This window comes from Kitasatospora sp. NPDC001132 (assembly GCF_053598415.1).
The window spans coordinates 60190-81127 of sequence record NZ_JBSFKF010000020.1; the positions used below are offsets into that span (position 1 = coordinate 60190).

Below are 20938 nucleotides of genomic sequence, written 5' to 3' on the forward strand. Positions count from 1 at the left end.
CAGGCGCGGGACGCTCATCGCGGCCCTGGGCCGGGCCCACCACGTGCGCTACGACGAGAGCACCGCCACCGCGCCCGGCCAGGGGGTCGAGCTGTTGCTCGACCGCCGGGACGGTGACCTGCGGCGGCTGCGGGAGGAGGCCGGAGGCGAGTCGGAGCGGATCGGCGAGCTGCTCCGGGAGTTCCCCCGGATCGGGTCGGGGGAGCCGGCCCGGCCGGCGGCGGCGCTGACCAGGGCGAGCCCGGTGTACGTCGGGGCCGGGGGGGCGGCTGATGGGTGGGTCGGTCGTCTCGGGGCGGGTCGTCCCGGGGTGTCGGCAGCCCGCCCGGAGGCGGCGTGCGGGGTCAGGCCATCCAGAAGAAGACCGCCGTCATCCGCCGCTCGGCCAGCTCGGTGCCGTAGTAGCCGGTGGCACTGTGGATCAGGTTGGCGTGGTAGAGGAGCAGCTGGTTGTAGCGATTGGGGACGCGGACGTCCTCGGTGAAGTGGTCGGCCGGCACCCGGCGGGTGCCGAGCGCCTCGACCAGGTTGTTGTGGGGGGCGTCGACCAGGTTGCCGCCGAGGCGCCCGCCGGGGAACTGCTGGCGGTAGAAGCTGGTGCCGGCGTCCTTGGGGGCGCCGGGGCTGAGGTAGAGGACGGCGGCGTAGCGGCAGAGCGCGCGGGAGTCGGTGTGCGGGCGGGACTCGGACTCGCCGGCGCCGACGACCTGGACGCAGTTGTGGTTGAGCGTGCCGCCGCCCGGGGTGCTCTGCACCCAGAGTCGGGAGGCGCCGGTGGCCTTGCGGACCAGCGACTCGACCCGGGCCAGCTCCTCGGGCTCCAGGCCCGGCATGGTGCGCAGTCCGGGCCAGGTCTCGGGGCGGTGGGGGTAGCCCTCCGTCCAGTCCCCGCGGGCCAGGCAGCGCTCGCGGACGGCGTCCGGGTCGGACAGCACGTTGTCCAGGACCCAGTAGTCCCGGCCCCGGGTGGGCTTGCGGTAGGGCAGGACCGGCAGGGCGGTGGGCCTGATGGGCTGTGAGGGCATGGGCCGACGATAGAGGCGGCGATCGTCAATCTTCTGCCGTGAGCAGGTCAACCTTTCGTCAAGGGTGCGCCGACCTGGGGCGGTTGGCGTGGGGGTGCGTCCGGTACCGTGGCGCCGCCATTGATTTGAACGTGTTCAATGTGGGGGTTGCCGTGGAGGCTTCGAGCGTGCGTCGGCCGGTGCCGCGGGCGGCCCGGATTCTGTCGGTGCCGGCTGACGGCTTCGGCCACGGTGCCACGTCCGTCAGTCTGGGAGAGGTCGGCGCAGTACCCGGCGGCACCCTCACCGTCGTCTTCGACATCCGCACTCCCGCCGCCGAACTCGACCTCCTCCGGCAGAGGACCGCCGACCTGCCGGGCGTCGGGGATGTCGGGCTCTGCAGCCCTTCGAACGACAACTGCCGCTGACCGGACCGGACCGGACCGGCGGCGGCGGCGGCGGTCGCGGCCCGCCGGGGCGGGCTTCAGGCCTCCCGCACGGCGAAGGCCCCGAGGGCGCCCTCCAGCCGGTCGTAGGCCCGGACAGCGGAGGGGCGCACCGCGGCGGCGATCGCCGACTGCTCCTCGCCTGCCAGGGTGCGGCGGAACACCTCGGCGAACACCGCCCGGTCGACGGCGGCGAGCAGCGCGGCGGCGACCCGGCACTCGAAGCCGACGGGTCTCTCGTGCACCGCCTCGCCCAGTGCCTCGGCGAGTGCCGTCTCGCCCTGCTCGTGCAGCTCGCGCAGTCGGGCGGCCAGTGCCGGGCTGTCGAAGACGGTGCGGGCGAAGTCGGGGCCGGAGAAGCCGAGCCGGGCGTCGTGCCGGTCGAGGCCGGCGAGGCAGTCGCGGCGCAGCGCGGCGAGCGCGGACTCGCCCGGCGCGCGCCCGGCGACGGTTCCGGCGAGCCGGGCGACGAGTTCCTCGTGCAGGTCGAAGAAGAGGTCCTCCTTGCGCGGGAAGTGGTTGGTGACGGTCATCTTGGCGACGCCCGCGGCGGCCGCGACCTCGGCGATGGTCGTGCGGTCGAAGCCCCGCTCGATGAAGAGTCTGGTCGCGGCGTGCGAGATCGCCTCGCGGGTGCGGCGCTTGTTGAGCTCGCGCAGGGTCGGCGTGGTCCCGGATTCGGTCATGGGGGGAGCGTAGCGCAGTTCACTGGGTCGGGCACAGAAATTTGATTTGACCCAGTCGATGGGTCCGTCCTAAGTTCTCCTCGGGCGGCCGGAAGGGCTGCCCGAGTGGGCGTCCGCGTTCGGGGGCGGCTCGCTCGAGGGCGACCAGGGGAGGGCGCATGAGCACATCCGTCACCGCGAAGGGCCGGCCGGGAGGAGTCCGGGGGGAGGCGTCGGAGCCGATTCCGCCGGGCCTGTGGAAGATGGGCGGGGTGCTCGCGCTGGGGCCGGTGCTCGCGCTGTTGGACAGCACGATCGTCAACGTCGGCATCGACTCCGTCGGCCGCGATCTGCACAGCTCGATCGCGGCGGTGCAGTGGGTGGCCACGGGGTACCTGCTGGCGATCTCGCTGACCATGCCGCTCTCGGGTTGGGCCGCCGGTCGCTTCGGTGGCCGACGGGCGTGGCTCGCCTCGGTCGTCCTGTTCGTGCTCGGATCGGCGCTGTGCGGCCTGGCCTGGTCGACGGGCAGTCTGATCGCCTTTCGGGTGCTGCAGGGGATCGGCGGCGGGATGATTCAACCGCTCGGCCAGGCGATCATCATACAAGCGGCAGGGCCCTCCAGGGTCGGGCGGGTGATGGGCACGCTGATGCTGCCGATCAGCCTGGCTCCGGTCCTGGGGCCGATCCTCGGCGGGCTGGTGCTGGAGCACTTCGACTGGCGGTGGATGTTCCTGCTGAACGTGCCGGTCGGGCTGGTGATCCTGCTGCTCGCCGCCCGCTGGCTGCCGGCTGACGAGGCGTCGGACGCTCCGAAGCCACAGCTGGACGTGACCGGTCTGGTGCTGCTCTCGCCCGGTCTGACCGGGCTGGTCTACGGGCTCGCGACGATCGGTGACGGTGCGACGGCCGGCAGGGTCGCCCTGGTGGCGGGCGTGGTGCTGGTGGCGCTCTACGGCCGGCACGCGCTGCGGGTGGGGCGCGGCGGTGTCCGGACGCCGCTGATCGACCTGCGGCTGTTCGCCCGGCGCGGCTTCGCCGTGGCGACGGCCAACAGCTTCCTCCAGGGCGCCGCGCTCTACAGCTCGATGTTCCTGGTACCGCTCTACTACCAGCAGGTGAAGCACGCCACCGCGGTGGAGGCCGGCCTGCTGCTGGCGCCGCAGGCCCTCGGCACGGCGGTCACGGCGATGCTCGCCGCCCGGATCACCGACCGCTTCGCGCCGCGTCCACTGATCATGATCGGCATCGCCTGCTCCCTGGTCGGCACGGTCGCGTTCACCCAGCTGGGCAGCGGCTCCGAACCGGCCGACTGGCTGATAGCCGGCTCGCTGGCACTGCGCGGCGCGGGCATGGGGATCATCGCGATCCCGGGCCTGGCGGTGGTGTACGGGAGCGTCGAGAAGGACCAGGTGCCCGCGGCGGCGGGTGCGGTCAACGTGCTGAACCGGGTGGGCGGGGCGCTCGGCACCGCCGTGCTGACGCTGGCGCTCCAGCAGGCGCAGGGCGGGCACCCGGGCCAACCGGGTGCGGCCTTCGGCGAGACCTTCTGGTGGGTGCTGGCCCTCTCCGCGCTCGCCATCGCCCCGGCGCTGCTCTACCCGAACACCCGCCGGGCCGACTGACCGTCGGCCGCGTCCCGATCACCGGCCGCTTCCCGGCCACCGAGACCCTGGAGGCACCCGTGTTCACCCGTCACCCCGACGGTCTGCGCCTGCTGAGCGTGCACGCGCACCCCGACGACGAGTCCAGCAAGGGCGCGGCCACCCTGGCCCGGTACGCGGCCGAGGGGGTGGACGTCCTGGTCGCCACCTGCACCGGCGGCGAGCGCGGCTCGGTGCTCAACCCGGCCATGGACCGGCCGGAGGTCCGGGCCGACCTCGCCCGCGTCCGGCGCGAGGAGATGGCGGCCGCCCGGGAGATCCTCGGCGTGCGCCAGCGGTTCCTCGGGTTCGTCGACTCCGGGATGCCCGGGCCGGACGAACCGCTCCCGGAGGGCTGCTTCGCGGCCGAGCCGGTGGAGCTCGCGGCGGCACCGCTGGTCGCACTGATCCGGGAGTTCCGCCCACAGGTGGTGATCACCTACGACGAGACCGGCGGCTACCCGCACCCGGACCACGTGATGACCCACCGGGTCACCGTGGCGGCCGTCGAGGCCGCCGCCGGCCCGGAGCTCCACCCCGAGCTGGGCGAGCCCTGGCAGGTGTCCAAGCTCTACTACCACCTGGCGCTCTCCCGGGCCTGGTTCCAGGCCCTGCACGAGGGCATGACGGAACGGGGCGTGCCCTCGGAGATGGGGGAGCTGCTCGCCGGCTGGCCCGACACCCCGCCGGCCCTGGCCACCACCACCCGGATCGCGTGCGCCGAGCAGTTCGCCGTACGGGACGCGGCGCTGCTGGCGCACGCCACCCAGGTCCAGCCGGGCGTGGCCTTCATGGCCCACCCGCGGGACATCGAGCGCGAGGTCTGGCCGACCGAGGACTACCACCTGGCCCGGAGCCTGGTGCCGGAGGTCGGCGCGGCGGCCGGGGCGGCCCCGGCGGGCGGGATCGAGAGCGACCTGTTCGCCGGGCTCCGGGTGGGGGCGGAAGCGGGGGCGGGATGAGCCTCATGGCGGGCGCGGCGAGGCGGGCCGTCGCGGCGTTGCTCGGTGGCGCGACGGCTGCCGCCCGTTCAGCACTGACCGTCGGCGAGCACGTAGTAGCCCGGGCCGGTCTGCTTCAGGGTGTGGGTGACGAAGGTGTTCCAGAGCCCCATGCTCTGGCCCGAGCCGAGCGCGTAGGTCAGCCCACCGCTCTGGGTGGCGCGGCCAGCCAGGACCTGGTCGTAGTTGCTGGCGGTGAAGCACTGGGGCGTGTCGCCGCCCGGGGTGGTCGCCGTCACCGCCGCCGACCGGGGACCCGCCGCGCCGGACGCGTCGACCGCCGCCACGGTGTAGCTGTACGTGGTGCCGGCCGTGAGCCCGGTGTCGGTGAAGGCCGTGCCGCTCGCGCTGCCGACCTGGGTGCCGTTGCGGAAGACCTGGTACGAGGCCGCGCCGCTGACGGCCTGCCAGCCGAGGGCGACCGACCCGGCGCCTGCGGTCGCCGTCAGGCCGCTCGGGGCCGGCAGTCCCGGGTCGGTGGGGCCGGAGCCGCCGTCCAGCCCCCAGAACCGCGCGGTGTGGTAGGCGGAGCAGATCGTGTCGAGGAAGTAGGCGCCGGTCGCCCCGCACTGGTCGGCCCCGGCCCCCGGGTGGACGGCCAGGCCGTGGCCCATCCCGCTGATCGTGAACACGGCCACGGCGGGCATTCCGCTCGCGTCGGCGTAGAGCTCCTGGGTGGTGCCGCCGGGGAGGCTCCGGGTGCTGCTCGGCTGACGGCCGATGCCCTGGACGTTCGTCCACTGGTCCCGCAGCTCGGTCGCGTTCACCGGCCTGACCACGGTGTCGGCGGTGCCCTGCCAGATCGCCACCCGGGGCCACGGCCCGGCGTAACCCGGGTACGCGGACCGGGCCTTGTCGCCCCACTGGGCCGGGGTGAGCCCCTGGTCGGAGTTCTGGCAGCCGGAGGCGGCGGCCTGGCTGGTGGCGCAGTGGGCGGGCAGTCCGGAATCGATCGCGCCGCCGGCGAACACGTCGGGGTAGTCGGCCAACAGGTCGGCGGCCATCCCGCCGCCGGCCGAGAGCCCGGTGACGAACACCCGGTGGGCGTCCGAGCCGTACAAGGACTCGGCCTTGGTGACCATCTCGACCACCGACCTGGCCTCGCCGACGCCCCGGGCGGCTTTGCTCGCGTCGAACCAACTGAAGCAGGAGAGGCTGTTGTTGGCACTGCCGGTCTGCGGGAACACCACCGCGAAGCCGTACTGGTCGGCGAACTTGGTCCAGCCGGAGTTGCGGTAGTAGTCGGTGGCGCTCTGGACGCAGCCGTGCAGCGCGACCACCAGGGGCGCGCCGCTGGGCAGTCCGGCGGGCGTGTAGGTGTACATCGCGAGGTTTCCCGGGTTGGTGCCGAACCCGGTGACCTGCTGGAAGCTGCCGCTCGCGGCGGCGGGCGCGGGAGACGCGGCGGAGGCCGTCACGGGGGCCGCGGCGGGGGAGGCCTCGGCCGCGCCGGGGGCGGCGGTGCCGAGGGCGAGGGTGGCGGCGGTGAGCAGTGCCGTGGCGGTGGGGCGCAGTGGCATGGGGGCTCCTGGGTGGGGGGAGGAGTGGGGGTCGGTCCCGTGCAGAGTGGCGTGCCCGGTGCCCAGGTGCCATGTGACGGTCATCCGGGGTCCGCCGCGCGGGCATGGGGCAGACCGCCATGGTCGTGCCGTCGTGCCGTCGCGCCGTCCCGCTGTCCACCGGTCCGGCGCGAGCCCCGGTAGCCGCCCGGGGACCGTACCGGCCCCACGGCGGACGGCACTTGAAGCGAACGGTCGAAGCGGGCAGGTTGATCCCATGACCACCGATCAGACCGCCCCCGAAGGCCCGCAGCCCGCGAACGGCCCGGAGCAGCGCACCCGGACGCACACTTGGACGCCCGGCCTGCCGATCACCGAGTACGCCCACCTGACCGGGGAGGAGATCCTGCTGGAGTGGATCGCCGGACGGATCCCGGAGCCCTCGATCTGCAGCACCATGGACTTCCACCTGACCGAGGTGAAGCCTGGGACGGCGGTGTTCCAGGGCGAGCCCGGAGACCACCTCTACAACCCGATGAACACCGTGCACGGCGGCTACCTCGCCACCCTGCTCGACTCGGCGCTCGGCTGCGCGGTGATGAGCAGGCTGCCGGCCGGGGTGGGCTACACCACCACCCAGCTCAACGTCCACATGCTGCGCCCGCTGTTCGCCGACTCGGGGCCGCTGCGCTGCGAGGGCGTGGTGCTGCACCTGGGCCGGACGATGGCCACGGCCGAGGCCAGGGTGGTGGGCGCGGAGAACGGCAAGCTCTACGCCCACGCCACCACCACCTGCGCGATCCTGACTCCCCGTCCGACCGCCTGACCGGCGGCCTCGTTGTCTCCGGGTCAGGCCTCGTCCCCACCGGAGCGGCCTCGTCCCCGGAACGGGTGGGCCCCGGTCGCCGCGGCGACCGGGGCCCACCCAGCGGGACTCCACAGGCGTGCCGAGTCAGGGGTCCCCTGGTGGCTCAGAGGGCCGCGAGCACCCCGCAGAGGGCGATGAAGCCGCAAATCCCGAAGTTGACCAGCTTGTGCGAGAGGAAGATCGCGGCGAACTCGCGGATGGTCGCGCTCGGCCAGTAGTACCGGGCGGTGGGCGAGCCGAAGACATGGCCGTTGACGCCGGTCTGACGGGCGAGCAGGGCGGCCCGGAAGGCGTGGAAGTTGTTGGTGACGACGACACAGTGGTAGCCGGGCTTGGCCTGCTCCATGATGGCCTTGCTGAACAGCAGGTTCTCCTCGGTGGTGCGCGAGCGGTCCTCCCGCTCGATGTGCTCCTCGGGGAAGCCGCGCTCGACCAGGTAGTCGGCCATCGCGTGGGCCTCCGGGAGCTTCTCGTCCGGCCCCTGGCCGCCCGAGGTGATCAGCACCGGCGGGTTGCCGCGGGCTGCCTGCTTCTCGTACACCTCACGGCCCCGGTTCAGCCGGCTGGCCAGCAGCGGGGGGACGCGCTCGCCGCCGATCAGCCCGGAGCCGAGCACGACCACGAAGTCCACGTCACGGCGCGGTCGGTGGCGGCTGTACAGGAAGGCGTAGCCGACGAAGCAGGTGAACAGGAAGGAGACGTAGCCGACCACCAGGACGGCGGTGCCGGCCAGGGCGGCCAGCTGCCGGGAGTGGAAGACGAGGGCCGCGACCAGCAGTCCGATGACCGCGAGGATGCCCAGCCCGGCGAGCAGTGACAGCAGGTTGGCCGGCCGCCTGCCCTCCTTGCGGATCATGGTCAGGCCGTTGGCGAGCAGGAACCAGACCAGGGCCGCCGCGCCGAGGGCGGGGAGGAGGACGATGACCGCCGCCGCGAGCGTGATCACCATGCTGGGCGCCTTGCGGAGTTCGGCGAGCAGGGCGAGGGAGAGCAGGGAGACGGCGATGCCGAGCAGGACGGCGTTGCTGAAGCGGCGGCGGTCGCGTAGTACCCCGATTCCGAACAACAGGAAGAACAGGGCGGCTGGGGCATAGGCGATCATGCGTCGTATGGTAGGGCTTACTCGGTCTGGACCATTCGCACGAGCGGCCCAACCGTCCGGGGCGGCGCACGGCGGCTCGGCAGAAGCTCGCGGCGGCTCAGCCGAGGCGCGTGGCCGCTCAGGCGAAGCGCTCGACCGCCGCCAGGACCGCCTCCGCCATCCGCGGGCTTCCGGTGTGCCCGGCTTCGTCGATGACCGTCAGTCGGGCGTCCGGCCAGGCCTTGGCCAGCTGCCAGGCGGTGTCGAGCGGGCCGCCGAGGTCCAGCCTGCCGTGGATCAGCTCGCCGGGGATTCCGGCCAGCCGCCCGGCGTCGCGCAGCAGCCGGCCGTCCTCGAGGAAGGCCTGGTGCGAGAAGTAGTGCGCGGTGATCCGGGTGAAGGCCATCAGCGCGTCGGAGGGGCGGTCGGTGTACGCGTTCGGTTTGCCCAGCGTCTCGTGCGAGATGACCGCGTCCTCCCAGGTGGCCCAGGCGTTGGCGGCGGCCCGCCGGACCGACTCGTCGGTGCTGTCGAGCAGCCGGCTGTAGGCCGCGAGCAGTTCGGTGGTGTCCCCGTTGCGGTCGGCGGGCGGAAGGAAGTCCCGAAACGCCTCCCAGGGGCCGGGCAGGAAGCGGCCCACGCCCCGGTAGAGCCAGTCGGTCTCCTCGGGGCGGGTCATGGTGACCCCGCAGATCACGATCGCGGAGACCCGTTCCGGGTGGGCCTGGGCGTACGCGAGGATCAGCGTGGAGCCCCACGAACCGCCGTACAGCAGCCACTTGTCGATGCCGAGGTACTCGCGCAGCCGCTCCATGTCGGCGATCAGGTGCGCGGTGGTGTTGTGCTCCAGGCTGGTCGAGGGGTCGGCTGCGGACGGGAGGCTGAGCCCGCAGCCGCGCTGGTCGAACTGGACCAGGCGGTAGCGCTCCGGGTCGAAGTACCGCCGGGAGCCCGGGCTGTGGCCGGAGCCGGGCCCGCCGTGCACCACCACGGCCGGCCTGCCCGCCGGGTTCCCGGAGGTGTTCCAGTGGATCCGCTGCCCGTCGCCGACGTCCAACAGGCCTTGCGCGTACGGCTCGTAGAGGGGGTAGGGCTCGGCCATGGGTGACTCCTCCGTCGTCGTGCGGGTGGGCCCGGCGAGCCTACCCCGGCGTCGGGTCAGCGCCGCTCCGGCGGCAGCAGGGCCGCGAGGCCGTCGAGGATCCGCTGGACGCCGAACTCGAAGCGGGCGTCCATGTTCGGGACGGTGAGGTCGTCGGCGAGGTCGACCAGGTTGGGGAAGGTCTCGGCGGGCAGGCCGCGGAACAGGTCTCCGGCGGCGTCGGCGATGTCCCGGCGGCTGCTGCCGAGGACCTCGGAGGCCGAGATCGGGGACTGCTCCTGGAGCACGAAGCCCTGGACGAAGGCGCCCAGCAGGTAGTTGGCCATGGCGGCGTCGGCGTCGGAGAAGCCGGCCGCGCGGAGCCGCTCCAGCTGGTCCTCCATCAGGCCGAGCAGGTTGGGCCCGGGGGCGAGCCGGCCGGCGACGACCTTGGCCGCGTCCCGGGTGTCGAGCAGCAGTCGGCGGTAGCGCCGGCAGTACTCGTGGAACTGTTCGCGCCAGCCGCCCTCGCGCGGTGGGGGCTCGGCGCAGCCCATCACCGCGTCGGTGAGCAGGTCGAGCAGCTCCTGCTTGTTGCGGACGTGCCAGTACAGCGAGGCGGCCTTGACGCCGACCTCGGCGGCGACCTTGCGCATGGACAGTCCGGTCAGGCCGTCCCGTTCCAGCACCCGCAGTGCGGCCTGGGCGAGGGCCTCCCTGGTCACGGCGGGTGTCGTGCCGTCGGTTCCGGGTGTGTCGGTGTGGTTCTGCGGCATGGCTGTGCGGACGCCTCCGGCTGTGTGGTGGATTCCCGCGGTGGATTCTCATTTGCAATCTAACACCGTTAGGTGCAGTCTGTGGCTGCCACGTCGACCCCTAACACTGTTAGGTATTCATGACCGGGAGGGAATCCATGGACGAGTCGAGTGCCCGCCGCCGACGGCTCGCGCTGCTCACGCTCTGCGTCACCATGTTCATGTCCATGCTGGACAACGTCATCGTCAACAACGCCCTGCCCCGCATCGGCCGGGACCTGGACGCCGGAATCAGCGGCCTGCAGTGGGTCGCGGAGGGCTACAGCCTGGTCTACGCGGCCTTCGTGCTGACCGGCGGCGCGCTCGGCGACCGGTACGGCCGCACCCGCGTGTTCCGGCTCGGCCTCGCCCTCTTCACCCTCGGTTCGGCCGGGGCCGCGCTCGCCGGGACGATCGGCGTGCTGGTCGGCGCCCGGATGCTCCAGGGCGTCGGCGCCGCGCTGCTCACCCCCGGCAGCCTCGCCCTGCTGCGGCACGTCTTCACCGACGAGCAGGAGCGGGCCAAGGCCATCGCCACCTGGTCCGGGGTCTCCGCGCTCGGCCTCTCGGTCGGCCCGGTGGTCGGCGGCCCGATGGTCGAACACCTCGGCTGGGCCAGCGTGTTCTGGATCAACGTGCCGATCGGCGTCGCCGGACTGCTGCTGGCCGTCCGGGTGCTCCCGGACATCCCGCCGCGCGCCCGTCGGATCGACCTCGGCGGTCTAGCCCTGTCCGCCGCCGGACTGGGCCTGCTGGTCTACGCGCTGATCGAGGGCCCGAACCGGGGCTGGACCGATCCCCGGGTGCTCGGCTGCGGCGTGGCCGCCGTCGCGCTGCTGCTCGCCTTCCTGCTGCTCGAACTGCGCCTCGTCGAACCGATGCTGGAACTGCGGCTGTTCCGTGACGGGATGCTGGGCGGCGCGCTGCTCAGCGGGTTCATGGTCAGCTTCGGGATGTTCGGCGCGCTGTTCTTCCTGCCGCTGATGATGCAGGGCACCCTCGGCTGGTCCCCGGCCGCCGCGGGCTACGCCGGGCTGCCGATGACCGCGATGCTGGTGGTCGCCGCGCCGCTCTCCGGCCGGCTGACCGCCCGCCACGGGCCGCGGCCGCCGCTGGTGCTCGGCCTCGTCCTCTGCGCGGCCGGCCTCGGCGGACTGTCGCTGTACGGCGACCACGCCCGCTACCCCGAGTACCTGTGGACGCTGTTCGCGATGGGCCTCGGGATGGGGCTCACCTTCACCCCGGTGTCGATCGGGGTGATGCAGCGGGTCGCCCCGGCGCAGACCGGGATGGCCTCGGCGACCATCAACACCCTGCGCGAACTCGGCGGCGTGCTGGGGATCGCGGTGCTGGGCGCCGTCCTGACCAACCGGCTGACCGACTCCCTGGCGGGCGCGCTGCACCGGCTCGGCGTCCCACCGGAGGCCGTCGGCCCGGTCGCGAACGCCCCCACCGGTGCGGTGCACGGCGGTGGCGGCGCGGCGGCGGCCCTGCCGGGGCCGCTCCAGGAGGCGGTGGACGGCGCCTTCGTCGAAGGCATCCACCTCGCCGCGCGCTGCGGGGCGCTCGCGCTCCTGGCCACAGCCGTCCTGGTCGCCGTCCTGCTCGGCCGGGCCCGTCCGATCGCGCCGTCGGAAGCCGCCCGTCCGCGACCGGCGGAGCCGGCCGGGGCCCGCTCCGCCTGACCTGCCGCGCACACTGCCGCCGCGACCTGCCGCCACGCCTCGCCGCCGCGACCGGCGACCGGAACCGGCCGACCACGACCGGCGGTCTCACCGGCGTCCCGTCAGCGGATGCCTTCGATCGCCGCCTGTGCCCTGCGGGCCAGCTCGCGCCGGGCGCCCGCCCGGTTGGGCTGCGGGCCGGGAGGCGGTATCGGCGGCAGGAAGGTCACGTCGGCGACCAGCCCGCGGGCGGCTACCACCCGGGCGAGCGAGGTGAGCAGCCCGTCGTCCCCGATGAACGCGGGCACACTGGTCGGCCGCCCGTCCGCCAGCCGGTAGCGGATCGTCACCGGCTGGACGTCGGCCCCCGCCTCCACCGCCGCCTGGAACAGTGCGGGCCGGAACCGGCCGCTCTCCCGCCCGCACCACGTCGACCCCTCCGGGAAGACGATCACCGGCTGCCCGGAGCGCAGCACCCCGGCCACCGCCTCCACGGTGTCCGGCAGCGTCCGCAGCCGGTCGCGGTCCAGGAAGACGGTGCCGCAGCGGGCGGTCAGCGGGCCGAGCACTGGCCACTGTCGGACCTCGGTCTTGGCCAGCGACCGGCCCGGCTGCCCGGCGGCGAGCAACGGTATGTCCAGCCAGGACACGTGGTTGGCCACCACGAGCACCCCGCCGCCCGAGCCGGGAGCCGACCCGCCGGAGCCGGGCCCGCCGAGACCAGGCCCGCCGGAGCCGGGCCCACCGGAGCCGGGCCCGCCGGAGCCGGGCCCACCGGAGCCGGGCCCGCCGGAACCCGGTCCGCCGGGCCCGGCCAGGTGGACGGTCACCCCGAGGCTGCGCAGCACGACCCGCGCCCAGAACCGGACCAGCCGGATCCGGGTGCCGTACGGGACCAGCCGGGCCGGCGGGATGAGCACGATCCCCGCCAGCAGTGCCGCCAGACAGGCCGCCAGCCGCAGCGCCCGCCGGGGGTGGGACACCTCCGGCGAGGCGTCGGCCAGGCAGGTCTCGGGCCGGCAGGTCGCGGTGGGCAGCCAGGCGCTCATGACGAGGCGCCCGAGGCGGGTATGCCGGACAGGAAGTGCCGCAGGTAGCGCGGGTCGGTGCGCTCCAGCGACAGCAGCACGTACAGGTCGGCGCAGTCGAAGTCCGGGTCGTACGCGGGCTCGCCGCAGACCCAGGCGCCCAGCCGCAGGTAGCCGCGGAGCAGGGCCGGCAGTGCGCCCCGCTCGGCGCGCGCCACCCCGGTGGCGTCCCAGCGCCGGTGCGGGGTTACCCGGTACTCCTCGGGCGCCAGGTACTTGGCGCTGACGGTGTCCCAGACGCGGGCCGCGGTGGCGCCGCCGTCCGCCAGCTCGATCGAGCAGCAGCCGCCGACCCAGGTGTTGCCGGTGTCGGCCAGGTAGCGCGCGATGCCGCCCCACATCAGGTTGATGACGGCGCCGTTGCCCCGGTGGTCCGGGTGGATGCAGGAACGCCCGAGCTCGACCAGGCCCGGGCGGACCGGCGCGAGCGCGGAGAGGTCGAACTCGCCGTCGGAGTACAGCCGGCCGGCCCGGCGGGCGGCCTCGGGCCGCAGCAGCCGGTAGGTGCCGATGACGGCGCCCTGCTCGCCCTCGCGGACCAGCAGGTGGTCGCAGTACTCGTCGAACGGGTCGACGTCCAGGCCGGCGACCGGGCTGTGCAGCACGGCGCCGAGCTCGGCGCCGAAGACCTGGTGGCGCAGCCGCTGGGCGGCGCGCACGTCGTCCTCGTCGCGGGCGAGGGAGACGGTGTACGTGGCCGGGGCGGCGGCGGGCTGGGGGCGAGGCGCGGGGACCGCCGGGGCGTCGTGGGTGGTGGCGACTGCGGACGGAGCGTACGTGGGGACGGTGGTCATGGCGGACCCTCCAGGGCAGCACGATCGGCGGTGCCGTGGATCGCCAGGGCACCGTCCCGGTCCGCAGGCGGTTGGGCATGGACGCGAACCGGTCCCCGTATGTCTCTCCGAATCGGTTGGCATTTATGTTGCGGCCCGGCGGAGCGCAGATGTGCACCTGTTGAATGGGAACACCCGTGGCCCGGTGGTCACTTGACCGGCATCGGGCGCTCGCCTGCCGGGGGTGGACAGCACCTGCCGCGGGGGCGTACGACCGCACCGTACGCCCCCGCCGTCACGCCCCCGCCGTCACGCCCGGCCGTGACGGCCGGCCGTCACGCCAGACCTCACGTCGTCGGCACGCCGTGGCCGTCACGGTCGCGACGCTCGGCTCAGAACACCCGCCAGCCCTCCGGGTCGACCCCGCCCGGGACGGCGCCGGCCGGGCCGTACGGCTCGCGGGTGTAGACGAAGGAGCCGACGTCGAGGTGGCTGACGGTGCCGTCGGGGTGGCGGACCACCCGCAGGGTCTCGCCCGCGTAGTAGTTCTCGACACCCGTCCAGGTGCCGTCCGCCTCGGGCCGGAAGCGCGAGCCCCGGCCGGCGCCGGTGAGCGGGGTGAGCTCCAGGACCCGGCCGGGCCGCAGTCGCAGGGCGGCCGGCATGGCGCCCCAGTACCAGGGGCCGGTGAGCTCCAGCAGCTCCGTGTCCACCTCGGCCAGGGGGCGCCACGGCTGGGGCAGCCGGGGTTCGAGTTCGGCCGTGAGCGCGATCAGCTGGGCGGCCAGCGCCGCGGCGCTGGCACCGCTGGTCACGTTGGAGAGGGCGTACGCGGCCAGGCCGTCGGACTCGCTGATCCACAGACCCGCCGTGAAGCCGGGCATCGAGCCGGTGTGCCCGTACAGCAACCGGCCCTCGTGGCGGCGCAGTTGCAGACCGAGGCCGTAGCCGCCGGTCCACTCGGCGTCGTCCGGGGCGACGGCCGGGCGGCGCATCTCGGCGACGGTGTCGGCGGACAGCACCTTGTCGTCGCCGGCCGACAGGAAGGCCGCCCAGCGGGCCAGGTCGGCGATGGTGGACCAGAGCTGGCCGGCCGGGCCCATCAGTCCGGTGTCGGTGAGCGGCTCGGGCAGCAGGACGTCGGCCCAGGGGTGGACGGCGAAGCCCCCGGCATGCGGGTGCTCGGGCAGCAGTGTGGTGCGCTCCATCCCGAGCGGGGCGAGCACCTCGCGGCGCAGCACCTCGCCCCAGGGCTCGCCGCGGAGCTTCGCCACCAGCGCGCCGAGCAGCGCGTAGCCGGGGTTGGAGTAGTGGTAGACCCGCCCGGCCGGGTGCTTCAGCGGCCGCTCGGCCTCCAGGATGTCGTCGAGGCCGGGCCGCAGGGCACCGTCGGTCCGCTCCCACCAGGGGCCCGGGGTCTCCGCGGTCAGGCCCGAGGAGTGCGAGAGCAGTTGGGCGATGGTTGCGTCGTCGGCGGGGGAGCCGGGCAGGTGGCGGGAGAGCGGGTCGGCGAGGTCGAGCAGGCCCTCGTCGCGCAGCCGGAGCACCAGCACGGCGACGAAGGTCTTGGTGAGCGAGCCGATCCGGTACTGGACGTCGGGGGTGGGCGCGTGTCCGTCGACCATGCTGCGGGCGCCGCTCCACACCGGCCGTCCGTCGCGCAGCACCCCGGCGACCATCGAGGGTGTGCGTCCCTCGGCCTGGGCGACGGCGAGCCGGTGCAGCAGCGCGCGGCGGGTGGCGGGCAGCAGCTCGGGGGGCAGGTCGGTCATGTGGGCTTCTGGACTCATCGACATGTGTACGGACAGTAGTCCAGCCCGGACGCGGGGCCGAGCGGATTACCCCGGCATGCCCGGCTCCGGCCCGTTCCACCCGCCTTGAGCCACCCGCCCCGAGCCCCCTCCCGAGCCACCCGCCCCGATCGACCGCCCCACCGACCCGATCGGCCGGAACGGTCAGTCCGGCAGCGGCGGCAGTTCCGGCCGCTCCAGCCAGGCCTCGAAGAGCGGGCCGAGCGGGGCGGTGGTGTACCGGGCGGCGTGGGCGCGCAGGTCGTCGGTGGAGACCACGCCGTGCCGGTTGGCGCTCGTCCAGTCCCGCAGCATCGCGAAGAACGCGTCGTCGCCGAGCACCCGCCGCAGCGCGTGCACCACCAGTCCGCCGCGCTGGTACAGCCGGTCGTCGAACATCAGCTTCCGGCTCGGGTCGCCGAGCCGGAGATCCTGCGGCAGCCCGGCCAGCAGCCGGTGCGCGGCGGCGGCGTGCACGGCCGCGCCCGGGCCGCCGGCGTGCTCGGACCAGAGCCACTCCGCGTACTTGGCGAAGCCCTCGTTGAGCCAGATGTGCCGCCAGTCGGCGACGGTGACGCTGTTGCCGAACCACTGGTGGGCCAGCTCGTGGGCGATCAGCCGCTCGCGCTCCCAGCCGCCGCCGAGGTGGTTGGTGCCGAAGGTGGCGACGCCCTGCGCCTCCACCGGGACCTCCAGCTCCTCGTCGGCGACGACCACCGCGTACTCGCCGAACGGGTACGGGCCGAAGACCTCGCCGAAGTAGGCCGCCATCTCCGGCTGCCGGGCGAAGTCCCGGGCGAAGGCGGCGGCCAGCCGCTCCGGCACGTAGCCGGTCTGCGGCACCGCCGGGCGCACCGCCAGCGGCACCGGCCGGTAGTGCCCGATCGACACCGTCACCAGGTACGTCGGGGTGGGCGCGCTCTGCTCGTACACCCAGGTGGTGCTGGACGCCTTGGTGGTGCGGGTCAGCAGCCGGCCGCTCGCCACCACGGTGAACGGGGACGCCGTGGTGATCGCGATCTGGTACGTCGCCTTGTCGGCGGGCCGGTCGTTGCACGGGAACCAGGACGGCGCGCCGACCGGCTGGCTCGCCACCAGCGCGCCCTCGGTCAGCTCCTCCCAGCCCAGGCCGCCCCACGGGCTGCGCACCGGGCGCGGGTTGCCGGTGTAGTGCACCTCGACGGTGAACGCCGCGCCCGGCGCGAGCGCCTTGGCGGGGCGGATCCGCAGCTTGCCGCCGCGGTGGGTGTACCGGGCGGCCCGGCCGTCGACCAGCACCCGGCCGATCCGGAACTCGGCCAGGTCGAGCGCGAACTCCGCCAGTGCCGCGTCCGCGACCGCGCTCAGCCGGGCCGAGCCGGCCAGCCGGTTGGGCCCGGGCCGGTAGTCCAGCGCCAGCTCGTAGCGGTGCACCCGGTAGCGGTGGTCGCCGCTGGTCGGGAAGTACGGGTCCGGGGCACCGGCGGCCGCCGGGACGTGCTTGGGCTTCACGGGGGCGTGCGCTTCCTGCGGGCCGGGACGGGGGGACGGGGAAGTGGTCACGGCGCGGTCTGCCACGCCTCGATCGGGTTGCCCAGCCACCGCGTGTCGGCGGGGACGGACTCGGCGCGCATCACCAGCGAGGCCGGGCCCAGCGTGCTGCGCGCGCCCACCGTGCTGCCGGGCAGCACGATGCCGCCCGGGCCCAGGGTGGCGCCCTCGCGGAGGACCACAGTATCCATCCGCATGATCCGGTCGTGGAAGAGGTGCGTCTGCACCACGCAGCCCCGGTTGACGGTGACCCCGTCACCCAGGGTGACCAGGTCCGCCTCGGGTAGCCAGTAGCTCTCGCACCAGACCCCGTGCCCGACGTGCGCGCCGAGCGAGCGCAGCCACAGGTTCAGCACCGGGGTGCCGGGCACCGCACCGACCAGCCACGGAACCGCCAGCATCTCCACGAAGGTGTCCGCCAGCTCGTTGCGCCACACGAAGCCGCTCCACAGCGGGTGCTCCACCGCCCGGAACCGCCCGACCAGCAGCCACTTGGCCGCCACCGCGACCACGCAGGCCAGCACACCGGCCGCCGACAGCACCACGCCCGACAGCAGCGCGGCGGTCAGCGGCGAGCCGGCCGCCAGCCAGGACAGCGCCGCCACGGTCAGCATGCCCAGCGCCCCCGAGGCCAGCACCGGCACCAGCCGGCCCACCTCGACCAGCCCGCGCGCCCACAGCAGCCGGGCCGGCGGCTCGTACGTCAGGCTCTGGTCGGCCTGGTCCGCCGAGCGCGGCAGCCGCATCGGCGGCATGCCCAGGTACGAGCCGCCCTTCTTCGCCTTCGCCGGCGTCGCGGACAGCACGCCCACCAGGCCGCGCTTGGGCACCGAGCGGCCCGGCGCGGTCATCCCCGAGTTCCCGAGGAACGCCCGCTCGCCGACCTTCGCCTCACCGAGCCGCACCCAGCCGCCGCCCAGCTCGTACGGGGCGATCAGGGTGTCGTCGGCCAGGAACGCGCCGTCGCCGACCGTGGTCAGACTGGGCAGCGCCAGCACCGTGGACACCTCCGCGCCACGGCCGACCCGCATCCCGAGGGCGCGCAGCCACAGCGGCGTGACCAGCCCGGCGTAGAGCGGGAACAGCACCTCGCGGGCCCGGTCCATCAGCTGGGTGACGGTCCACGCCTGCCAGCCGACCCGGCCGTGCAGCGGGTGCGTCCCGGGGACCAGGGCGGTGCTCAGCAGCCGGACCAGTGCCACCAGCTGCGCCGCGTACACCGCGCCGAACGCCAGCGTGGCGGGCAGCAGCCCGAGCAGCGCGCCGCCGAGCGCCGGGCCGAGGGCCGCGCCCTGGTCGACGAACCGGGACAGCACGGCCAGCGCGGCGAGCGCGGGCAGCACCGGGAGCAGGCTGAGCACGGCACCGCTGACGCCGTACAGCGAGGCCCAGCCGGCCCGGCGGGCCGGGCGCTCCTTGGGCCAGGCGCGCTCGGCGCGGCCCAGCTTGACGGCGGGCGCGCCGCCCCAGCGCTGGCCGGTCGGCACCTGGCCGGTGACGCTGGAGCCGGCCGCCACCTGGGCGCGCTTGCCGACCCGGGCACCGGGCAGCAGGGTCGAGCGGGTGCCGACCACGGCACCGGAACCGATCTTGACCTGGCCGATCAGCAGCCGGTCGCCGTCCAGCCAGTAGCCGCACAGGTCGACCTCGGCCTCGACCGCGCAACCGCGGCCCAGCTTCAGCATCCCGGTGACCGGCGGCAGCGAGTGCAGGTCCACCTCGGGCGCGACCTTGGCGCCCAGCGCCCTGGCGTAGCGCACCAGCCAGGCGCCGGACAGCGAGTCCGCGCCGCTCAGCTCGGCGAGCCGCTCGGCGGTCCACAGCCGCAGGTGGACGGAGCCGCCGCGCGGGTGGCTGCCCGGGCGCAGGCCGCGCAGCAGCAGCCGGGCGCCGCCGGCCGCGATGGCCAGCCGCCCCGGCGGGGTGTACAGCGCGAGCGCGCCCGCGCCGACCCACCACCAGGAGGCGGTGGGCGCCCACGGGTAGTCGCCGAGGTGGGTGAGCAGGTTCCCGGCGGCCAGCAGGGCGACCGTCCAGCGCAGGCCGACCACGGTGAACAGCGGGATCAGCAGGAGCAGCTGGAGCAGCTTGGTCCTGGTCGGGACCAGGGCGATCGTCCTGGCCTCGGTGCTGTCGCCGGCGGTGCGCTCCAGGTGCCGGGCGAGCTTGCGCAGCGTCGGGTTCTGGTAGATGTCCAGTACGGCCGCGCTCGGGTAGCGGGTGCGCAGCAGGGTGGTCAGCCGGGCGGCGGCCAGGCTGCCGCCACCGATCGCGAAGAAGTCGTCGCGCGGGCCGCCGACCTTGATGCCCAGGATCTCCGCCCACTGCTCGGCCAGCCAGGCCTCGGTGCCGTACAGCTCCTCGCCCGGGCCGGCGGTCTCCAGTTCGGGCAGCGGCCAGGGCAGGGCGTTGCGGTCGACCTTGCCGGAGGTCCTGGTGGGCAGGGTCTCGACGGTCGCCAGCAGCGGCACGAGGGCGGCGGGCAGCTCGGTGCGCAGCCGCTCGACGGCCTGCTCGCGGTCGAAGCCGTCCTGGACCACCAGGTAGCCGACCAGCAGCTGGTTGCCGCCGCGCGCGGTCCGTACGGCGGCCGCCGCGCCCGCCACGCCGGGCAGGGCCTGCAGGGCCGCGTCGACCTCGCCGAGCTCGATCCGGCGGCCGCCCAGCTTGATCTGCTCGTCGGTGCGGCCGAGGAACAGCAGGCCGGCCGGGTCGGCCTGGACCAGGTCGCCACTGCGGTAGGCGCGCTCCCAGCCCAGCGAGGGCAGCGGGGCGTACTTCTCGGCGTCCTTCTCCGGGTCGAGGTAGCGGGCCAGGCCCACTCCGCCGATCACCAGCTGCCCGGTGCCGCCGGGAGCGACCGGCACACCGGCCTCGTCCACCACGGCGAGGTCCCAGCCGTCCAGCGGCAGGCCGATCCGCACCGGGCCGTCGCCGGTCAGCAGGGCGGCGCAGGCGACCACGGTGGCCTCGGTGGGGCCGTAGGTGTTCCACACTTCGCGGCCCTCGGTGACCAGGCGCTGCACCAGCTCGGGCGGGCAGGCCTCGCCGCCGAAGATCAGCAGCCGCACCTCGTTGAGCGCCTCGGCCGGCCACAGCGCGGCCAGGGTCGGGACGGTGGAGACCACGGTGATCTCCTGCTCGGCCAGCCAGGGGCCGAGGTCGGCGCCGCTGCGCACCTGGGAGCGGGGGACCGGCACCAGGCAGGCGCCGTGCCGCCAGGCCAGCCACATCTCCTCGCAGGAGGCGTCGAAGGCCACCGAGAGGCCGGCCATCACCCGGTCGCCGGGGCCGATCGGCTCCTCCTGGAGGAAGAGCGCGGCCTCGGCGTCCACGAAGGCGGCGGCGTTGTGGTGGGTGACGGCCACGCCCTTGGGCTTGCCGGTCGACCCGGAGGTGAAGATGATCCAGGCGTCGTCGGCCGGGGTGGGGCGGCGCTCCAGCGCGGGCGCGCGCTCACCGGTGGTCGCCAGGCCGTGCCCGGCGCCGAGCACGGCGGCGACGGCGGCCTCGCCGAAGACCAGCTCGGCGCGCTCGTCCGGGTCCTCGGCGTCCACCGGGACGTAGGCGGCCCCGGCGGCGAGCACCGCGAGGATCGAGACGTAGAGGTCGTTGGTGCCGGAGGGGACGCGCACGCCGACCCGGTCGCCGGGGCCGATCCCAGCGGCGGCCAGCCGGCGGCGCAGCCGCTCGACCTCGGCGGCCAGCGCGCGGTAGCTGAGCACGGTGCGCCCGTCGTCCAGGGCGGGCTCGTCGGGGTGGGCACGCACGGTGGCGTCCAGCACGTCGACCAGGGTGCGCGGGGCGGCGGCGGGGCGGCCGGGGAACAGGGCGAGCGGCTGCTCGGGCTGGGCGGGCGCGGCCTGAGGGGCCTGCGGGGCCTGCGCGGCCTGAGGGGCCGGTTCCTGTGCCGTCGGTTCCTGCGCCGTCGGTTCCTGCGGTGGCGTGGCGTACTGCTCCGGGTGGCTCGGTTCAGCTGTCATGGCAGCCGTTCGCTCCTCGTCCTCGCCC

The 20938-nt window shown here is 74.6% G+C and carries 16 protein-coding genes; 5 read left to right on the forward strand and 11 right to left on the reverse strand.

Annotated features, from left to right (window positions below; translation table 11 throughout):
- Nucleotides 1-344: 344 nt before the first annotated feature.
- Entirely contained in the window at nt 345-1025 is a 681-nt protein-coding gene (locus ACWDBE_RS24715; RefSeq protein ID WP_449790150.1) for a DUF6445 family protein, read from the reverse strand.
- 206 nt (nt 1026-1231) lie between these two features.
- Here ACWDBE_RS24715 and ACWDBE_RS24720 point away from each other — a divergent pair, with 206 nt between their 5' ends.
- A complete protein-coding gene (locus ACWDBE_RS24720) occupies nt 1232-1432 on the forward strand; it encodes a hypothetical protein (RefSeq protein WP_449809063.1) in 201 nt (66 codons plus the stop codon).
- Nucleotides 1433-1488: 56 nt separating this feature from the next.
- Here ACWDBE_RS24720 and ACWDBE_RS24725 read toward each other — a convergent pair whose 3' ends face one another.
- Nucleotides 1489-2136, reverse strand: coding sequence for a TetR/AcrR family transcriptional regulator (locus tag ACWDBE_RS24725; protein ID WP_449790152.1), 648 nt, complete (start codon nt 2134-2136; stop codon nt 1489-1491).
- A 158-nt stretch (nt 2137-2294) separates the two neighbouring features.
- On the opposite strand from ACWDBE_RS24725, the gene ACWDBE_RS24730 reads away from it, so the two are divergent.
- The gene (locus ACWDBE_RS24730; RefSeq protein ID WP_449809064.1) at nt 2295-3740 is read left to right on the forward strand and encodes an MDR family MFS transporter; all 1446 of its coding nucleotides are present in this window, start codon (nt 2295-2297) and stop codon (nt 3738-3740) included.
- A 59-nt stretch (nt 3741-3799) separates the two neighbouring features.
- On the forward strand, nt 3800-4720 hold the full coding sequence (mca, locus tag ACWDBE_RS24735; protein WP_449809065.1) for a mycothiol conjugate amidase Mca: 921 nt from the start codon (nt 3800-3802) through the stop codon (nt 4718-4720).
- Nucleotides 4721-4788: 68 nt separating this feature from the next.
- Here the strand turns inward: mca and ACWDBE_RS24740 are convergent, their stop codons facing one another.
- Nucleotides 4789-6279: an extracellular catalytic domain type 1 short-chain-length polyhydroxyalkanoate depolymerase gene (locus ACWDBE_RS24740; protein ID WP_449809066.1), complete on the reverse strand. Its 1491-nt coding sequence runs from the start codon at nt 6277-6279 to the stop codon at nt 4789-4791.
- Nucleotides 6280-6535: 256 nt separating this feature from the next.
- On the opposite strand from ACWDBE_RS24740, the gene ACWDBE_RS24745 reads away from it, so the two are divergent.
- Entirely contained in the window at nt 6536-7084 is a 549-nt protein-coding gene (locus tag ACWDBE_RS24745) for a PaaI family thioesterase (RefSeq protein ID WP_449809067.1), read from the forward strand.
- Nucleotides 7085-7229: 145 nt separating this feature from the next.
- Here ACWDBE_RS24745 and ACWDBE_RS24750 read toward each other — a convergent pair whose 3' ends face one another.
- From ACWDBE_RS24750 to ACWDBE_RS24760, 3 genes are all read right to left on the reverse strand, one after another.
- Nucleotides 7230-8228: a YdcF family protein gene (locus tag ACWDBE_RS24750; protein WP_449809068.1), complete on the reverse strand. Its 999-nt coding sequence runs from the start codon at nt 8226-8228 to the stop codon at nt 7230-7232.
- A gap of 118 nt (nt 8229-8346) precedes the next feature.
- A complete protein-coding gene (gene pip / locus ACWDBE_RS24755; RefSeq protein ID WP_449809069.1) occupies nt 8347-9309 on the reverse strand; it encodes a prolyl aminopeptidase in 963 nt (320 codons plus the stop codon).
- A gap of 56 nt (nt 9310-9365) precedes the next feature.
- Complete coding sequence (locus ACWDBE_RS24760; RefSeq protein WP_449790159.1) at nt 9366-10064, reverse strand: TetR/AcrR family transcriptional regulator; 699 nt, start codon at nt 10062-10064, stop codon at nt 9366-9368.
- 137 nt (nt 10065-10201) lie between these two features.
- Between ACWDBE_RS24760 and ACWDBE_RS24765 the strand changes: the two genes are divergently transcribed.
- A complete protein-coding gene (locus ACWDBE_RS24765; RefSeq protein WP_449809070.1) occupies nt 10202-11767 on the forward strand; it encodes an MFS transporter in 1566 nt (521 codons plus the stop codon).
- Between the two features lie 101 nt (nt 11768-11868).
- Here ACWDBE_RS24765 and ACWDBE_RS24770 read toward each other — a convergent pair whose 3' ends face one another.
- The 5 genes from ACWDBE_RS24770 to ACWDBE_RS24790 all read right to left on the reverse strand — a co-directional run bounded on the left by ACWDBE_RS24770 (nt 11869) and on the right by ACWDBE_RS24790 (nt 20910).
- Nucleotides 11869-12795, reverse strand: a complete 927-nt coding sequence (locus ACWDBE_RS24770; protein ID WP_449809071.1) for a lysophospholipid acyltransferase family protein — start codon at nt 12793-12795, stop codon at nt 11869-11871.
- Nucleotides 12792-13628 carry a GNAT family N-acetyltransferase gene (locus ACWDBE_RS24775; RefSeq protein WP_449809072.1) on the reverse strand — a complete coding sequence of 279 codons (837 nt, stop codon included), beginning with the start codon at nt 13626-13628 and terminating at the stop codon, nt 12792-12794. Before ACWDBE_RS24775 ends, ACWDBE_RS24770 begins: the two co-directional genes overlap by 4 nt.
- 371 nt (nt 13629-13999) lie before the next feature.
- Nucleotides 14000-15379, reverse strand: a complete 1380-nt coding sequence (locus tag ACWDBE_RS24780) for a serine hydrolase domain-containing protein (protein WP_449809073.1) — start codon at nt 15377-15379, stop codon at nt 14000-14002.
- A 183-nt stretch (nt 15380-15562) separates the two neighbouring features.
- Nucleotides 15563-16888: a M1 family metallopeptidase gene (locus tag ACWDBE_RS24785; protein ID WP_449790164.1), complete on the reverse strand. Its 1326-nt coding sequence runs from the start codon at nt 16886-16888 to the stop codon at nt 15563-15565.
- Between the two features lie 47 nt (nt 16889-16935).
- Nucleotides 16936-20910, reverse strand: coding sequence for a Pls/PosA family non-ribosomal peptide synthetase (locus tag ACWDBE_RS24790; RefSeq protein ID WP_449809074.1), 3975 nt, complete (start codon nt 20908-20910; stop codon nt 16936-16938).
- Nucleotides 20911-20938 lie beyond the last annotated feature (28 nt).

What these genes read in the sequence shown, in the direction of transcription:
- ACWDBE_RS24770 (WP_449809071.1), bottom strand. Translation starts at nt 12,795, where the DNA reads ATGAGCGCCTGGCTGCCCACCGCGACCTGCCGGCCCGAGACCTGCCTG.
- ACWDBE_RS24750 (WP_449809068.1), bottom strand. Translation starts at nt 8,228, where the DNA reads ATGATCGCCTATGCCCCAGCCGCCCTGTTCTTCCTGTTGTTCGGAATC.
- ACWDBE_RS24725 (WP_449790152.1), bottom strand. Translation starts at nt 2,136, where the DNA reads ATGACCGAATCCGGGACCACGCCGACCCTGCGCGAGCTCAACAAGCGC.
- ACWDBE_RS24765 (WP_449809070.1), top strand. Translation starts at nt 10,202, where the DNA reads ATGGACGAGTCGAGTGCCCGCCGCCGACGGCTCGCGCTGCTCACGCTC.
- pip (WP_449809069.1), bottom strand. Translation starts at nt 9,309, where the DNA reads ATGGCCGAGCCCTACCCCCTCTACGAGCCGTACGCGCAAGGCCTGTTG.
- ACWDBE_RS24745 (WP_449809067.1), top strand. Translation starts at nt 6,536, where the DNA reads ATGACCACCGATCAGACCGCCCCCGAAGGCCCGCAGCCCGCGAACGGC.
- ACWDBE_RS24740 (WP_449809066.1), bottom strand. Translation starts at nt 6,279, where the DNA reads ATGCCACTGCGCCCCACCGCCACGGCACTGCTCACCGCCGCCACCCTC.
- ACWDBE_RS24730 (WP_449809064.1), top strand. Translation starts at nt 2,295, where the DNA reads ATGAGCACATCCGTCACCGCGAAGGGCCGGCCGGGAGGAGTCCGGGGG.
- ACWDBE_RS24790 (WP_449809074.1), bottom strand. Translation starts at nt 20,910, where the DNA reads ATGACAGCTGAACCGAGCCACCCGGAGCAGTACGCCACGCCACCGCAG.
- ACWDBE_RS24780 (WP_449809073.1), bottom strand. Translation starts at nt 15,379, where the DNA reads ATGACCGACCTGCCCCCCGAGCTGCTGCCCGCCACCCGCCGCGCGCTG.
- ACWDBE_RS24775 (WP_449809072.1), bottom strand. Translation starts at nt 13,628, where the DNA reads ATGACCACCGTCCCCACGTACGCTCCGTCCGCAGTCGCCACCACCCAC.
- ACWDBE_RS24760 (WP_449790159.1), bottom strand. Translation starts at nt 10,064, where the DNA reads ATGCCGCAGAACCACACCGACACACCCGGAACCGACGGCACGACACCC.
- ACWDBE_RS24715 (WP_449790150.1), bottom strand. Translation starts at nt 1,025, where the DNA reads ATGCCCTCACAGCCCATCAGGCCCACCGCCCTGCCGGTCCTGCCCTAC.